At 28.3% G+C, this 16,978-nt stretch carries 16 protein-coding genes; 5 read left to right on the top strand and 11 right to left on the bottom strand.

Going from position 1 to position 16,978, the window contains the following annotated elements; genetic code table 11:
• Positions 1-38 precede the first annotated feature (38 nt).
• On the top strand, positions 39-3,188 hold the full coding sequence (locus ALEK_RS03135; RefSeq protein WP_071626271.1) for an EAL domain-containing protein: 3,150 nt from the start codon (positions 39-41) through the stop codon (positions 3,186-3,188).
• Positions 3,189-3,207: 19 nt separating this feature from the next.
• Here the strand turns inward: ALEK_RS03135 and ALEK_RS03130 are convergent, their stop codons facing one another.
• Positions 3,208-4,071, bottom strand: a complete 864-nt coding sequence (locus ALEK_RS03130) for a 1-aminocyclopropane-1-carboxylate deaminase (protein ID WP_071626272.1) — start codon at positions 4,069-4,071, stop codon at positions 3,208-3,210.
• Between the two features lie 64 nt (positions 4,072-4,135).
• Between ALEK_RS03130 and ALEK_RS03125 the strand changes: the two genes are divergently transcribed.
• Positions 4,136-4,612 (top strand): MotA/TolQ/ExbB proton channel family protein, encoded by a 477-nt coding sequence (locus ALEK_RS03125; protein ID WP_071626273.1) that lies wholly within the window; start codon positions 4,136-4,138, stop codon positions 4,610-4,612.
• Entirely contained in the window at positions 4,613-5,008 is a 396-nt protein-coding gene (locus ALEK_RS03120) for an ExbD/TolR family protein (RefSeq protein WP_071626274.1), read from the top strand.
• Between the two features lie 62 nt (positions 5,009-5,070).
• On the opposite strand, the gene ALEK_RS03115 is transcribed toward ALEK_RS03120, so the two are convergent.
• Together ALEK_RS03115 and ALEK_RS03110 are read right to left on the bottom strand one after the other, a co-directional pair.
• Positions 5,071-5,439, bottom strand: coding sequence for a DUF779 domain-containing protein (locus ALEK_RS03115; protein WP_071626275.1), 369 nt, complete (start codon positions 5,437-5,439; stop codon positions 5,071-5,073).
• Positions 5,440-5,516: 77 nt separating this feature from the next.
• Entirely contained in the window at positions 5,517-7,034 is a 1,518-nt protein-coding gene (locus ALEK_RS03110) for an aldehyde dehydrogenase family protein (RefSeq protein ID WP_071626276.1), read from the bottom strand.
• Between the two features lie 220 nt (positions 7,035-7,254).
• On the opposite strand from ALEK_RS03110, the gene ALEK_RS03105 reads away from it, so the two are divergent.
• Together ALEK_RS03105 and ALEK_RS03100 are read left to right on the top strand one after the other, a co-directional pair.
• The gene (locus tag ALEK_RS03105; protein ID WP_071626475.1) at positions 7,255-9,171 is read left to right on the top strand and encodes an FIST N-terminal domain-containing protein; all 1,917 of its coding nucleotides are present in this window, start codon (positions 7,255-7,257) and stop codon (positions 9,169-9,171) included.
• Complete coding sequence (locus ALEK_RS03100) at positions 9,168-9,827, top strand: response regulator transcription factor (protein ID WP_071626277.1); 660 nt, start codon at positions 9,168-9,170, stop codon at positions 9,825-9,827. Before ALEK_RS03105 ends, ALEK_RS03100 begins: the two co-directional genes overlap by 4 nt.
• A 132-nt stretch (positions 9,828-9,959) precedes the next feature.
• On the opposite strand, the gene ALEK_RS03095 is transcribed toward ALEK_RS03100, so the two are convergent.
• The 8 genes from ALEK_RS03095 to ALEK_RS03060 form a co-directional block, all read right to left on the bottom strand.
• On the bottom strand, positions 9,960-10,994 hold the full coding sequence (locus ALEK_RS03095; RefSeq protein ID WP_071626278.1) for a tetratricopeptide repeat protein: 1,035 nt from the start codon (positions 10,992-10,994) through the stop codon (positions 9,960-9,962).
• A 77-nt stretch (positions 10,995-11,071) separates the two neighbouring features.
• Positions 11,072-12,175: a pyrroloquinoline quinone biosynthesis protein PqqE gene (gene pqqE, locus ALEK_RS03090; protein ID WP_071626279.1), complete on the bottom strand. Its 1,104-nt coding sequence runs from the start codon at positions 12,173-12,175 to the stop codon at positions 11,072-11,074.
• A complete protein-coding gene (gene pqqD, locus ALEK_RS03085; protein WP_071626280.1) occupies positions 12,168-12,437 on the bottom strand; it encodes a pyrroloquinoline quinone biosynthesis peptide chaperone PqqD in 270 nt (89 codons plus the stop codon). Before pqqD ends, pqqE begins: the two co-directional genes overlap by 8 nt.
• Positions 12,406-13,161 carry a pyrroloquinoline-quinone synthase PqqC gene (pqqC, locus tag ALEK_RS03080; protein WP_071626281.1) on the bottom strand — a complete coding sequence of 252 codons (756 nt, stop codon included), beginning with the start codon at positions 13,159-13,161 and terminating at the stop codon, positions 12,406-12,408. Before pqqC ends, pqqD begins: the two co-directional genes overlap by 32 nt.
• Positions 13,162-13,179: 18 nt before the next feature.
• Positions 13,180-14,094, bottom strand: coding sequence for a pyrroloquinoline quinone biosynthesis protein PqqB (gene pqqB / locus ALEK_RS03075; RefSeq protein WP_071626282.1), 915 nt, complete (start codon positions 14,092-14,094; stop codon positions 13,180-13,182).
• 102 nt (positions 14,095-14,196) lie between these two features.
• On the bottom strand, positions 14,197-14,271 hold the full coding sequence (gene pqqA, locus ALEK_RS03070) for a pyrroloquinoline quinone precursor peptide PqqA (protein ID WP_071626476.1): 75 nt from the start codon (positions 14,269-14,271) through the stop codon (positions 14,197-14,199).
• 36 nt (positions 14,272-14,307) lie between these two features.
• Positions 14,308-16,080, bottom strand: a complete 1,773-nt coding sequence (locus ALEK_RS03065; RefSeq protein ID WP_071626283.1) for a methanol/ethanol family PQQ-dependent dehydrogenase — start codon at positions 16,078-16,080, stop codon at positions 14,308-14,310.
• A 115-nt stretch (positions 16,081-16,195) separates the two neighbouring features.
• A complete protein-coding gene (locus tag ALEK_RS03060; protein WP_071626284.1) occupies positions 16,196-16,978 on the bottom strand; it encodes an ABC transporter permease in 783 nt (260 codons plus the stop codon).

The raw sequence follows: 16,978 nt of genomic DNA, 5'->3' as shown, positions 1-16,978 counted from the left end.
TTTGCTATAATATAATTTTTATATAAAGGCCTTGATGTATGATTACAAAATTGATTCAATCAGAAAATGATTATGTAGAACATGATGTTACATTGCAAAATGTTTTAGACATAATGACAACAAATAGAATAAAATATCTTGTTTTACTAAAAGATAAAAAACCTTTTGGAATCATTACAGAAAGGGATATCCTTTTCCTTTATGCTCAAAATATTGACTTCAAACAAAAAGCATTAGAGTTTGCAAAAAAAGACTTAATTATTAGCAAAGAAAATAGAAGAGTTGACTATATTTTATCATTGATGATTAATCATAATATCAGAAGAGTAATCATTACAGATTCACAAAATAATTATTTAGGGTGTATTTTACAAGAGACAATTATTTATGAATTAGACAAAGATATTTATAAATCTCATATTAGAATTAGAGAAATTGTAAAAACTTCAAATCTTGTTTTACACGTAGAAAAAGATGCAACAATTCAAGAAGCAATTGAGATAATGGCTTCACATAATATTGGCTCAATTTTAATTTATAATAATGACATTCCAGTTGGAATAATCACAGAAAGTGATATTATTGATCTAGCCCAAAAACATGTTAATACAAATGAATGTGTTGAAAAACACATGCATGCACCTGTAATTACTTTTGATAGTGAAACTTATGTATATGAAATTGTAAATGCAATGAAAAAAAATAATATCAGAAGAGTTGTAATTTATAATCAAGGTTTAGATAATCACTATATTGTAACTTCAAAAGATTTACTAAATAACATCAAAGGAAACTACGGATTATTCCTAGAATCAAAACTAACAGATGCAAAAAAGACTTTTAATTCATTAAATGAAGCTCTTATTGAAGTATTCATCAATGATGAGACAGAGCATACAATAAGCTGGTTTAACTCAAAAGCCACTAAACTTTTTGATTTAAAAGTTGATGATGATGTAACAAAAATAATTCCAAAACAAAGATGGCAAAATATTTATGAAAAGATTCAAAATGATGAAAGTTTTGAAGATCAAACAATTGAATTAAATGGAAGTATTTATCAACTTACAATATTACATGTAAAAATACTTCAAACCCCAATAATCAAACTTTTATTTACTAATATCTCTGAACTAGTAAATAAAACAAATGAAATTAACAATAAATATAATGAAACATTTGAACAAAATAGTGTTGGAATTGTACATATATCACTAGATAATAAAGTATTAGATGCTAATAAAAAAATCTGTGAATTGTTAGCTTATGAGAAAGATAATTTATTAGATAGAAATATTTCTGATTTAACACATAAAGAAGACTTAGAGTTAACACATGAAAAATTCAATACTTTACTAAAAAATAAAGATGTAAAAGATGTAAATCTAAAAAAAAGATGTGTAAAAAAAGATGGTTCAATTATTTGGGTTAGTACAACTGCATCACTATCTTATAACAAACAAAATGAAGCTCAATATTTCATCTGTTTTATCACAGATATTACTCTAAAAGAAAAAATCAAAAAAGAATTAATTCTTTCAGATATTGTATTTGAAAATACAACAGAAGGTATTATTATTACCAATGAAAAAAATAAAGTTGTATCTGTAAATAAATCTTTTACTGAAATCACAGGTTACAGTCTAAGTGAAATTTATGGGAAAAGTCCAAAAATTTTAAAATCAGGTAAAAACTCACAAGAATTCTATTTAAAAATGTGGGATGATATTAATAAAAATGGTTTTTACAAAGGTGAAATCTGGAATAGAAAGAAGAATGGTGAAATCTATGCTGAATGGTTAAATATTAGTACCGTTACAAATAAAGAAGGACAAATTACTAATTATGTAGCTATATTCTCAGATATTACAAAAATGAAAGATTCAGATGAACAAATTGAGTATTTAGCACACCATGACCCTCTTACAAATCTTCCTAATAAACTTCTATTAAATGCAAGGTTAGAACAATCAATTCAAAGAGCAAATACTGAACATCAAAGTTTAGCTGTACTATTTATTGATATTGATAACTTCAAATTAGTAAATGACTCTTATGGTCATACAATTGGAGATAGAATCATTAATCTTGTATCTCAAAGATTACAAAAAAATGTAAGAAAAGCAGATACTATTTCTAGAATTGGTGGGGATGAATTTGTAATAGTAATTGAAAATGTAAATAAAGAAAATATAAAAAGAATTGCTCAAAAAATTATTCAAGATTTTACAGAACCTATAAAATTAGAAGAGTATATTTTCGATACTACTATTACTATTGGTATCTCTTTATATCCTAATAATGGTATTTCGTATGAAGATTTAATTAAACATGCAGATACTGCAATGCACAGTGCTAAAGCAGCAGGTAAAAATCAATTTCATTTTTATAAAAATCAAATGACTTCTGAAATATTTGAAAAAGTATTAATGAAACAAGAGATAAAAAATGCAATAAAAAATAAAGAATTTGAAGTATATTTCCAACCACAAATTGATACAAAAACAAAAAAACTAATAGGTGCAGAAGCTCTTGTTAGATGGAATCACAAAGACTTAGGCGTGTTATCACCAATTAATTTTATTCCACATGCAGAGGATAATAAACTAATTATTCCTTTAGGAGAATACATTTTAGATGAGTCTTGTGCTTTTATTAAAAAACTACACTCTTTAAATATTTTTAAAAATGGTAAAATTGCTGTAAATATTTCAGGGGAACAAATTAAACATAGTGAGATTACAAAAACTATAGTTAATACTTTAAATAAATACAATGTTGAACCTAAATACCTTGAAGTTGAAGTTACAGAAACATTTATTATGGAAGATGTTGAAAAATCAATAGCAATGTTCAAAGAACTTAAGAAAATTGGAGTTAGTTTATCTATTGACGATTTTGGAACAGGTTATTCATCACTGAATTATATTAAACAATTTCCTATTGATAAACTAAAAATTGATAAATCTTTTGTAGATGAATTACCAAATAACTATAAAGATATTGCCATTGCAAAAACAGTAATTGCCCTAGCAAAAGGACTTGAACTTAGAGTAATTGCAGAAGGTGTTGAAAATAAAGAACAAGAAGAGTTCTTAGCTTCACAAAATTGTGATGAAATACAAGGTTGGTTATACTCAAAAGCCTTAAAAAAAGATGACTTTATAGAGTTTTGTAAAAACTTCTAATTATATAAAAAAGAAGTAATTATACTTCTTTTTCATATTTATGTTTGTATCTCTCAAGCATAGAAATATTCCCTAAAATTCCACCTTGATGTATATATAAAATCTTTGAATTATTATCTTCTAAACTATTAAGATAATCCTCTAATACTATAAAGCCCAGTGAATCATATAAAAAATCAAATTCTATATTTGTTTGTTCTAATAAATCTTTATGTGTTTCATAAAACTCTTTATATAATTTTCCAAAATGATATTTCTTTTTTCTTTGTAAAATTATAGGATGATTTGTTTTTTCTAAGTCATTAAATTGTTTTTCTAAATACTTTTCATCTCCTACACAAGCACAAGTTAATACAGGAAAAGGCAAAAACTTTTGTAAAAAAAGTGCCGTTGTTCCTGTGCCTGAGGGTAAAAATACTTTTAGATTTTCGTGTGAGTTTTGTTCTGCCCAAGTGATAATCTCTTGAGCTAAAACCTCTAAACCATATTGAGCCTCTTTTAAAGCTCCCCCTTCATTAATAAACATAGTATTTTCATCTAATTGTTTGGGGAATTCTTCTTCATGAATATTCATACCGTTTTTCAAAGATTCTTTATAGTTTCCACTTGGAGATTCTTTGATATAAGAAGCTATATGATCTACATAATAATCAAACTTCCAACCTCTTAATTTACATAATACACTTAAAGAATACATTGCATTTGATTGGGCTGAACCGTGGGATACTATTTTTGTAATATTAGGAAAATCATGTTTTAAAAAGTAATAAAACTTTCTTGCTTTATTACCTGAGAAATCTACATCTAATAAATCATCTCTTTTTACAAATATTTCATGATTATTAAAATTTATTTTTTCTATTGGAGAATTAGTATATGTCATAGGAAATTGTACCATCTATTAATAAAAGTTTAGTACAATTATAAAAAAATTAAATGGGGTATTTATGGATTTAATGGAATACATTGATAAAGGCGGAATACTTGTATATATTCTAATTGCTTTAAATGTTATAGGATTTACTATTATTTTATGGAAGTTATTCACCCTACCTAGAAAAAATGCAATGATTAATAAAATCAAACAAAAACTTGAAACAAATGCCCAAAGTTCAACATACGCTCAAATAGAGTATGAAGTGAAAAAACTTGAGACTGGACTTACTTATATTAAAAACATAGCTACTGTTGCTCCGCTATTAGGTCTATTAGGAACAGTAATTGGTGTTTATAAGTCTTTTGAAGCTATTTCTAAAAGTGGGCTAGGAGATCCAACAATCTTCTCAAATGGTATAGCTATTGCTCTTATTACAACTATCACAGGATTAATAGTTGCAATACCTCATCACTTAGCTTATAATCACTTTATTTCTCAACTTGATTCTATTGAGTTAAAAGCCAAAAAAGAGATTGGTGATAAATAAATGAAAAGAAGAGAACCATTAGGATTAGACTTAACACCTATTATTGATGTTGTGTTTATTTTACTTCTATTTTTTATGGTAACTTCTGTATTTAAAAAAGATGAATTAGCTTTGATTTTAGACCTACCTAATGCAAATGCAAAAGAGATGAAAGTAGATGAAGAACAAGTTTTTATTGAACTTAATAAAAACAAACTTGCAATCAAAGGTATTGAAGTATCATTTGAATCACTAGAAGATAATCTAAAAGCAATTGAAAATAAACAAAAAGCAGTAATAGTTCGAATTGATAAAAAAGTTGAATACGAAAGAGTAATTAAAGTACTTGATTTATTACAAAAATATGATTTAACAAACTTAGCCTTAATAACTAACCAAGATAAAGAGAAAAAGTAAGACATAAAAAAAGGATCAAAGATATGCAGTCTTTGATCCTTTTTTATTTAAATGAGTTCAAACTATTTTATTTCTAAATTAGCATACTCTTCATCTGTAAATATTCTAGATTTTGTAATAAATTGATAGCCTAGATCTATTTCAAGGGAAAATGAATTACCAAAGGCTGTCTCTTTTTTTACATCTATTGTTATATGAGAATGTTTAAAATACTCGAATTGATCTTTGTCCATGAAAAATTCACATCCACAAATCTCACCTAATTTTACATTTCTTGAAGGTACGTAAAAATCACTTTTTTCATAACACATAGGAGCGGTTCCATCACAACAACCACCACTTTGATTAAAAACAAGAGGACCACTTTCCTCTTTTAATCTCTCTATTACTAAAGCTGCGTCTTCAGTAACAGCCAGTCTTTGTGTTGCCATAATTTCACCTTTTTAAACTTGTGAAAAAGGGAGGCATTTCACAAGTTTGATTTTTATTTTTGATATAACAATACTTCCTAGAAGAAACCTAATGCATCTTTTGAGTAAGAAGTTAAAATATTTTTTGTGTGTCTGTAAGAGTTTAACATCATCATATGAGTTTCTCTACCGATACCTGATTTTTTGTATCCACCAAATGATGCATGTGATGGGTACATGTGGTAACAATTTACCCAAACTCTACCAGCTTCGATTCCTCTAGAGAATTTATGTAATTGGTGAGCATCTCTTGACCATACACCTGAACCTAATCCGTAGATAGTATCATTTGCAATTTCTAATGCTTCTTCTTCAGTTTTGAAAGTTGTAACAGCAAGTACTGGTCCAAAAATCTCTTCTTGGAAGATTCTCATCTTATTGTGACCTTTGAATAATGTAGGTTGGATATAGTTACCATTTGGATGTTCAGCACTATCGTAAGCATCTCCACCACATAATAATTCAGCACCTTCGTCTTTACCAATTTTAATGTATTCTAAGATCTTCTCTTTTTGAGAAGTAGATGCTTGTGCACCCATCATACAAGTTGGATTTAAAGGATCACCTAATTTAATAGCAGCAACTCTTTCAAGTACTCTTTTCATAAATGGTTCATAAATTGATTCTTGAATTAATGCTCTTGAAGGACAAGTACAAACTTCCCCTGAGTTAAATGCGAATAATACTAAACCTTCGATTGCTTTATCAAAGAATTCATCATCAGCATCCATAATTGATTCCATGAAGATATTTGGAGATTTACCACCAAGTTCTAAAGTTGAAGGAATGATATTTTCAGTTGCATATTGCATAATTAATTGACCAGTTGTAGTTTCACCTGTGAATCCTACTTTTTTAACATCTGGGTGAGTTGATAAGTGTTTACCAATTTTTCCACCTGAACCATTAATAATGTTTACTAAACCTTTTGGAAGAACATTTTGAATAGTTTCCATTAATACTAAAATTGATTGTGGAGTTGCAGATGCAGGTTTTAATACTACTGTATTACCAGCTGCTAATGCAGGAGCAATTTTCCATGCTGCCATTAATAATGGGAAGTTCCATGGAATAATTTGAGCAACAACACCTAAAGGCTCATGAATTTCTTGAGAAATTGTATTTTCATCTAAATCAGAAACAGTTCCAGACTCAGATCTGATTACTGATGCAAAATATCTAAAGTGATCAATAACTAAAGGAACATCAGCTGCCATTGTTTCTCTAATAGCTTTACCATTATCTAAAGTTTCAGCCATTGCTAAAGCTTCTAAGTTAGCTTCAATTGCATCAGCAACTTTATTTAACATAGTTGATCTTTCAATAACAGTTGAATGTTTGAAAGTTTCAAAAGCTGCAGATGCTGCATCTACTGCTGCATCTACATCAGCTTCATTTGATCTAGGAATTCTAGATAAAACTTCACCATCTACTGGAGAAACGTTATCAAAATACTCATTACTTGTAGGAGCTACCCACTCACCACCAATAAAGTTTTCATATTGTGCTTTATACTCTGGTTTTGCTAATGGTAATACTTTTTCTTCTGTTGACATGTTTATTCCTTTTAATTAATTATTTTTTCTAAAAAATATATGCTATTTAAAAGCGCTATATTTTTTGCTTACTGAAAGTTTACATGACATTTATAGCCTAATTATAGCCCAAATATAGCATGAGTATAGCGCTGTGTTTTTTCGTAAGGAATTACCAATTTTTCGACCTTTTAAGGCAAAAAAAACTTCGAAAATTTTAATTTCTGTGTTACAATATTTTATGAAGACATTTAACTATACATTAAAACAACAGTCATTAACAGAATTAATAGACTTTTCATTATTTAAAAACGAAAAATCTGTACTTATACAAGTATTTTGCGGAAGTAAAAAATCCATTTTACAAAATATTATAAATACACTAATAGAAGAACTTCCTCAATCTATATGTATAGGTTCATCAACAGATGGTGAAATTAATAATGATCAAGTATCTACAAAAAAAACTATTATCTCTATATCTGTTTTTAAAAACACTAGTCTAAAAACATATTTTGTAAAAAATAAAGACTCTTTTAAAAATGGATATGACCTAGCAAAAGAGTTATGCCAAGAAGATACTAAACTTCTTATAACATTCACTGATGGTGCTAAAACAAATGGAGAAGCTTTTCTAAAAGGTATTGAAGCTGTTAATAATACAGTACCTGTGTCAGGAGGAATGGCAGGAGACAACGCAAACTTCAAACAGACATTCATCTCTTCACAAGATAAGATATTAACAAATGGAGCAGTTGCTGTTGCTTTAAACTCTAATACTTTAAAAGCACAGAATGCTTATAACTTTAATTGGTCACCTATTGGTATTGAACATACAATAGATAAAGTAAAAGATAATAGAGTATATGAGATATCAGGAATGAAACCTTTAGACTTTTATGAGAAGTACTTAGGAGAGTATGTAGCAAAAGCACTTCCAGCAACTGGCATTGAATTTCCTTTAATAGTAAAAAGGAATAATCTTCCAATTGCAAGAGCTGTTATAAAAAAACATAAAGATGGAAGTCTTAGTTTTGCAGGCAACTTATATAAAGGAGATGTGGTAAAACTAGGATTTGGTAATGTTGAACTTATTATGAATAATCCTGTTGAATCTTTATTTGAACATTGTAATATTCAAAAAGCTGAATCTTTCTTCATATATTCATGTATGGCAAGAAGAAGATATATGCCAAGTATGATTGATATTGAAATAAAACCTTTCTCTGATATTGCTCCAACTTCTGGATTCTTTACTTATGGGGAGTTTTACCATAAAGATGGACATAATGAGTTATTAAACCAAACCTTGACTATTGTTGCTTTAAGTGAAGAAGATTGTAATGAGAGTTTTGATAAAAATTCTTGCGAAATATCTAATGAAACTACAAGTATTAGTGAACATGCAAGAAGCCTACAAGCATTAACACATTTAATACAGCAATCATCAAATGATTATAATGACCAATCCAAAGAGTTAGAAAAAGGTAAGATTTATGCTCAAAACTTATTAAACTCTCAAAAGCAGTTTTTAAAACATGCTGTGCATGAAACAAATACCCCACTATCAATAATAATGGGAAATATTGAAATGTTTGAAATACAACATGGAAAAAATAAATTTCTTTCAAATATAGAAGTTGCACTAAAAAATGTTTCTAGTATATATGATGATTTATCTTATTTAATTAAAAAAGATCAAGTAAATGAAGCAGTACATGAAATTGACCTAGTTGATTTTGTAAGATCTAGAATTGATTTCTTTTCTCAATCTGCTATTAAATTTAAATCTACTTTTAATTTTAAAGCTTCAAATGATGAAATTATAATAAACTTTAATGAGACTAAATTACAAAGAATTGTTGATAATAATCTAACAAATGCAATTAAATATACTTTAGCTAATGAAGTAATATATGTAAGTCTTAATATTATAAATCAAGATTGCAACTTCATAATTGAGAGTAAATCTAAACAAATACTTGACCAACAAAAAATATTTGAAGAGTATTATAGAGAAGAGACTAATGTACAAGAAGGTTTCGGTCTTGGATTAAATTTAGTAAAGCGTATTTGTAGTGAAGAGAATGTTGGTATTCAATTACAATCTGGTGAAAACTGGGCTTCCTTTACATATACTTTTAAGGAGATAAAATGAAAATACTATTATTAGAAGATGATTCAATGTTAAATGAAATGATTAGTGAATATCTTAATTCTACTGGTCATGTTGTAAAAAATGCAACAACAGGTCATGAGTGTATGGAACTTTTAGAAGAAGAAAAGTTTGATCTTTTGATTTTAGATATTAATTTACCCGATATAAATGGTTTTACAATATTAGAAAGATTACATGAACAAAAAAGAATGATACCAACTATTTATATCTCAGCATTAATAGATATAGAAGATATTCAAAGAGCCTTTGATATTGGATGTCATGATTATTTGAAAAAACCATTTCATTTAAAAGAGTTAACAATTAGAATAAATAAAATTCTAAAAACAAGTATTGTTCCACAAAAACATAAACGTTTATCAAAACATTATTCATATGATTCAGAGACTATGACTTTATTATTTGATAATGAACCACATATTTTACCAAAAAGACAAATTCAAATTATTGAATTATTAGCTCATAATAGAAGTCTTGTTGTTCAATATGATATGTTTAGAGATTATGTTTGGAATGATGATTATATTGATAATGCAACAATTAGAGCAGAAGTTAATAGAGTAAAAAAAGTATTAAAAGAAGATTTTATTAAAAATATTAGAGGTAGTGGTTATATGGTAGAAAGACCAAACTAGGTCTTTTTACTCAATATAAACAATACATAAAAACTATTTACAAATATCTAAAAATAGAATAAACAGATTCTCATAAAAATATCTAATTCTTTTTAATAACTTGAAGCAAAAAGAAGAAAATTAGTATTCTTATCAATTTCCTTTCCATATTAAATATTTTTGACTATTTTTAATATTATCTTTGTATATTAAAGAAATATTAGTAGATGATGATTTATGTCCTAATTTAAATGCTTTTTTATACCAATCTATAGCATTAGTATAAGCATATAATTTAAAATCATAAAATAAAGCCAAATTAAAAGATGCTTGTTTATTACCAATTAAATGAGCCTTTTTATACCATTTAATTGAATTTTGAATATCGTTCATTTCATAATTGTAAAATTCTGCTAATTCAAATGCAGAATTAATGTGTCCTAACGAGTGTGCTCTTTCATAGTAAGTTATAGCTTGCTTATAATTTAATAATAAATATCTATTAATACGTGCTAATTGATAATTACTATTTCCCGTATTTAAAGCTTCATATTTAGTAATATTTTCATATTTTATTAGTTTATGTTTATATATAATAGTATCAGCATAACCTTCATATTTAGATTGAATTGAAAAATCTTTATAATTATCATCTCTTAACTTAGGATAAATATTTTCTAGCTTGTATATATAATGATCTGAATAATACAGCTTTTTTATTTTATTTAATTCAACTTTATAATTTTTATGTTCATAATACTTAATAGACAAATTCGTATAATACTTTAACTTAGTAAGGGTAGCTCTCATTCCCAGAAAATCATTTAAACTATTTTTATCAAAATATTCAACAGTTTTATTCATATTTCCTTTTAAATAAAAAAATATTCCTAATTCATAAAAGGCAAAATCATTATGTAATTTATGCGCATTAATATACCATTCTTCCATTTTAATATAATCTTTTATTTTATATCTATAAATTCTTGCAAGTTTTAAGGCAGAAATATTATTTCTGTTATCTAAATAGTCTTTTTCATAATACTCTATAGCTTTTGTTAAATTACTATCAAAATTATATAAGTCAGCTTTTTGCGAATAAATAGAAGTTTCAGAACTACTTGTAAACTTTTGATTTGTGCAGGAAGTAAATATAAATACAATTATACATATAATTATTTGATTCAAGTGATTACCTTAATAACAAAATTTAGATTATTATAGTTAATAATCTATAATTTTATTATTAAGTTATATTAGCAACTTTATTTTTGAAGAGCTAAAGAGTTTTTTCTATTTCTATACCAGATTTTTGCATCATGAGTATTTAAACTCTCTTCTACTTTATCTGTTACTACATGATGAAATTCAGATTTTGAACAAACAGGATCTGCTTCATTCATATCCCCTGTTAATGCAAAAGCTTGACATCTACATCCACCAAAATCCTTCTCTTTTTCATCACATGTTCTACAAGTAGGTTTCATCCACTTATCACCTCTAAAATAGTTAAAGGCATGAGATTCATTCCATATTTGCTCAACTGAAAAATCTTTTACACTTGGAAAATCTAAAGGCAAAGTATTTGCTGTATTACATGGAAGAGCAACACCATCAGGGTTAATAGTTAAAAATGTAGTTCCCCATCCATTCATACAGGCTTTTGGTCTATCTGCAAAATAATCAGGTACTACAAAAAATACCTTCATAGCTTTTTCTTTTGACCTATAATAATCAGTTACTTTTTTTGCTTCATCTAATTGTTCTTGCGTTGGTAAAAGTGCATTTATATTTTTTAATGCCCATCCATAATATTGAATATTTGCAATTTCAAGATAGTTTCCACCTAATTCATCAGCAAACTCAATGATTTCACCCACTTGATGAATATTTTGTCTTGTGATGCAAGTATTAATAATTAGTTGAAGCCCTGCTTCTTTTACTTCTTTAGCAAAGGCAATTTTTTCTCTATATGAGTTTTTATTGTTAGTAATTAAAGTCATAGTATCTTCATCATGTGATTGAATACCAAGTTGAACCGTCTTAAGTCCTGCATCTTTTAGCTTTTTTACTATTCCTTTTGGAGCACCAACTCCTGATGTAATAAGATTTGTATAAAACTTTAAATCATTTGCATGTTCTACAATCTCTACAATATCTTTATTTAATAAAGGCTCCCCACCTGAAATACCAAGTTGAACAGCTCCCATTTCACGAGCTTCATTCATAACTCTAAACCAGTCATCTTTACTCATAGCATCTTGTGTATTTGTAAAATCTAACTGATTATAACAGTATGAACACTCCAAAGGACACTTATGAGTTAATTCCAAAAGTATCCATAAAGGAGGTTTTATTTCACTATTCATTATAAAGTACCCACTTTCTACTCATAGCATCTTCTAAAAATTCAATAATATCATTTAGTAATTCACTAGTATTAAACTTCTCTTCTAATAAAGCTGCAATATTTTGAGTATTATTTTTCCCATCACAAAGGTTTAGAATTTCACCGGCACTTTGGCTTAATTGAACCATTCCCTCTGGATATAACAATACAAAACAATCTTGTTTCTCTTCCCATTGAAGCTGAAAGTGATTATTGATCACAAGTGATTTTTCTAGTTGCATTACAATCCTTAATATTAAAGTATGGTGGTCTTTTTAACTCGTATGCTAAGTATAAAGCATCACACATTGTCCATAGAATATCTAATTTAAACTGTAATATTTCGCATGCTCTATTTTGTAATTCAATAGTATCAAATTCCTCTAAGGTCATAGATAATCCATGCTGAACATCTCGTCTTGCTTCACTTAATCTTTTTTGGAAATATCTTAATCCATCTTGTTCAATCCAAGGATAATTTTTTGGCCAAGTATCAAGTCTTTGTTGATGAATTTGAGGTGCAAACATCTCTGTTAAAGATGACATTGCAGCTTCCTTCCAAGGTCTTTGTTTTGCAAAATTAATATATGCATCAACTGCAAATTTAACCGCTGGTAATACAAATTTATGAGAAAGTAAATCTTCTTTTTTAAGTCCAACTGCAACTCCTAAATCAAGCCAAGCTTCAATTCCTCCACCTTCACTATCATGATCTAAAATTCTATCAACCCATTTTCTTCTATCTTCAATTGGAGGATTATTTGACATAATAGCTGCATCTTTAATTGGAATTGCAGTTTGATAATAAAATCTATTCGCTACCCAACCTTGAATCTCTTCTTTAGTACACGAACCTTCATACATTCTTACATGAAAAGGGTGATGAATATGATACATTGAACCCATATCTCTTAACTTAGTTTCAAACTCTTCTTTACTTAATAGTTCATTCATTTTCTTGTTCATTTCTTTTCCTTTTGTAAGTTATATTTCTATGCTCATACCATCGTATGAGATTTCAATTCCATGAGATATTAACTCATGATATTCATCATTTTCTTCATCTAAAATAGGATTAGTATTATTAATATGAATTAAAATTTTTCTAGGTTTCTCTAAAGTGTCCAAGATTTCAATTAATCCACCTTGACCATTTAGTGGCATATGTCCCATATCAGTACCTAGTTTTGAAGAGAAATTACCTTTAATCATCTCATCATTTGTCCAAAGTGTACCTTCTATTAAAATCACATCAGCATCTTTCATAGCTTCTAAAACATGATTTTCTAAACCCCCAAGTCCTGGAAGGTAAAACAGTTTTTTATCTGTTTTTTTATTATGAACTACAAGTCCAATATTATCTCCACTTCTTGGAGTATCTCTATATTTTGAATAAGGTGGCGCATTTGAAATTAATGGTAATGCATAAAAATCATGATTTGGCATAACTGGAATTTCAAAAGCTTTATTATCTGGTGTAATTTCATTCCAAAATGTACCTCCACCATTCCAATGTTTTAACATTTTAAATAAAGGGAAAGATGTATTTAATTCATCATTTACTTCTTTAGTACAATAAACTTGATGTGGACAGCCTTCTCTTAACATTAAAAGCCCAGTAGTATGATCAATTTGAGCATCATTAAAAACAATAGCTTTTATTTTTGTTTCTCTTTTTTGAGTGGGATGTAAAAAAGGTGAATTATGGATTTGTTCCAAAATATCTGGAGAGGCATTAAATAATACCCAGTTCTCACCATCTTCACTTAGAGTAATTGAGGATTGAGTTCTTCTTTTTACGGATTTTTTTCCTTCTCTATAGGCTTTGCAATTATCACAATTACAATTAAACTGGGGTAATCCTCCCCCTGCTCCTGAACCTAATACTTGTATTTTCAAAACTCACTCCTTTGTCTTTTCTTCAGTTAAATAAACTATTAAATATCAAGTTTATTTAAATGAAAAAAAGATTAGAGACCTAAGTCCCTAACCTTTTAAACCTTATACAGTACAAATGTACATTGTAACTTCAAATCCAAATCTATTATCTACGTAAGTTGGTTTTTTCCATTCCATGGTATTATCTCCTTTATAAGATTTTCTTTTAAATTTCTATTTTGATTTAAATAATTTAAATACGTGAACTGATCCACCTTGATTTAAATATTTAACAGTTTTTGCAACTTCACCACCCCATAAAGGAACAGCTCCACCCCAACCTGCAACGATTGCGATATATTGTTCACCGTTTTCAGTCCAAGTAATTGGAGAAGAAACGATTCCAGTTCCAACTTGAAAGTCCCAAAGGATTTTTCCAGTTTCATCATCAAATGCAAGTAGTTTTCCTTCAGGAGTACCAGTAAATACTAATCCACCTTCAGTAGTTAAAACACCACCCCATAATGGAGCATTGTTTTTGTAAGTCCATTTAGTTTTTCCAGTTTTAGGATCAATAGCTTTTAAAGCACCGATGTGATCTTTGAATGTTGGTTTAATAGTAAATCCAGCACCTAAATAAGCAGCACCTTTTTTATAATTAACAGGTTTATTCCAAATATCCATTCCCCACTCATTTGCTGGAACATAAAATAATCCAGTTTTTTGAGAGAATGCCATAGGGTTCCAGTTTTTACCACCTAAGAATGAAGGAGTTGAATAAACAGTTTTACCTTGTTTAGCATCACCTGGATTTCCTGGTCTATTATCTTCATTTACAATTGGTCTTCCGTTTTTATCCATTCCTTTTGCCCAAGTAATGTTTTCAACGAAAGGAGTAGATCTAATATATTTACCAGTAGTTCTATCTAATACATAGAAGAAACCATTTTTATCAGCAGTAGCTCCAGCTTTTACCATTTTTCCAGATTTATCTTTATATTCAAATGCTACGAACTCAGCCATACCATCGTAATCCCAACCATCATTTGGAGTTGTTTGGAAATGCCAAACAATTTTTCCAGTATCAGGATTTACTGCAACTCTTGATGCAGAATATAAGTTATCACCTGGTCTATCATGTGAATTCCATGGTGCAGGATTTCCAGTTGGTACAAAAATTAAATCTGTATCAGGATCATAAGTAACACCATTCCAAGGAGCAGCACCACCATGTTTCCATAAATCACCTGGCCAAGAAGCGTTAGTTTGACCTGTAATTCCATTTTCTTTACCATTTAAGTAACCCATATGACCTTCAACCATTGGTCTAGACCATACTAGTTTTCCAGTTTTTGGATTTCTAGCTTCAACTTTACCTACAACTCCAAACTCACCACCAGAAACACCAGTGATTAATAAACCTTTAACAATTAAAGGAGCTGCTGTGTAAGAGTATCCTTCTTTATAAGAAGCAATTTTTTTCTTCCATTTAACTTTTCCAGTTTTTCTATCAAGAGCAACTAATTTAGCATCTAATGTTCCAAAAATAACTAAATTATCGTATAAAGCTGGTCCTCTATTAATAACATCACAACAAGGTAAAATTGCACTTGGCAATCTTGCATCATATTGCCAAATTTCTTCACCAGTAGCAATATCAATAGCATACATTCTAGAATAAGAAGCAGTTACATACATAACCCCATCTTTAACTAAAGGTTGTGCCTCTTGTCCTCTTTGTTTTTCTCCACCAAATGAAAAATTCCATACAGGTACTAGATTTTTTACAGTATCTTTATTAACTTGTGTTAACGTAGAATATCTTTGTCCCTTTTGTCCTAATCCATAAGTAACAACATCTTCAACTGTTTTAGCATCATTTGCAATATCCGCATCAGTAACTGGTGAATATCCAGCCTTAGCAGATAATGTACTAACTGCACCCGTAGCCATTAATGCAGTAAGTGTAACTTTTGCAACACTTTTTAGAAAATTATCCTTATACATACATCTCTCCTTTTAAAAAATAAGCAACAAAATAAGTTGTCTTCATAAAAGTATACAAAAGGAATATAGCCTGAATATAGGCATGAAAAATAATTTTAACATTCCTAAAAAAGAGCTATTTTTTTAATACATTTTTTGTATTATAGCCCATAAAAGCGGCGCTTAATACAATAACAAAAGTAAGTAATAAGATAAAGAAATTAGAATAATCAAATTTTAAATAAAGCGTAAACCTAATAAATTCCACTATATATGTAAAAGGATTGAATAAACAAACTTCATACATAAAAACACTTGAATCTTTTATTTTCCAAAGTGGATATAAAGCTGAAGATAAAAAGAACATTGGGAATATTACAAAGTTCATAACAGATGCAAAATTCTCTAATTGTTTTATAACAGAAGAAATAAATAAAGCAAAAGCATTTAAAATAATTGAAGTGAATAAAATCACAGGAATCACTAAAATATAGCCTAAAAGTTCTAACTGTATTCCATAAAAATATGCAATGATTAGAAATACAATTGATTGAATAGTTGACACAATTGCCATTGCAAACATTTTACAAAATAGTAAAAAACTTCTTGAAATACTTGAAGTTAAAAGTATTTTCATTGAGCCCATTTCCCTATCAAAAATCATAGTTAATGCACTTTGCATTCCATTAAATAAAAGTATCATTCCAATAAGTCCGGGAACTATATAAGTTTCATAAGTAATGTATGTTTCATAAGGTGGAATTATTGCTAATCCTAAAGCAGTTTTAAATCCAAGTGAGAAAATAAATAACCATAAAAGTGGTCTAACTAAAGCAGAAAAGAATCTAGATTTTTGTTTTATAAATCTAAGTAGTTCTTTGTAAATAATCCCTTGGGCACAATAATATAAATTTCTCAT

Source organism: Poseidonibacter lekithochrous (assembly GCF_013283835.1).
Classification (GTDB): Bacteria; Campylobacterota; Campylobacteria; order Campylobacterales; family Arcobacteraceae; genus Poseidonibacter; species Poseidonibacter lekithochrous.
This window is presented reverse-complemented; position numbering and strand designations above follow the sequence as displayed.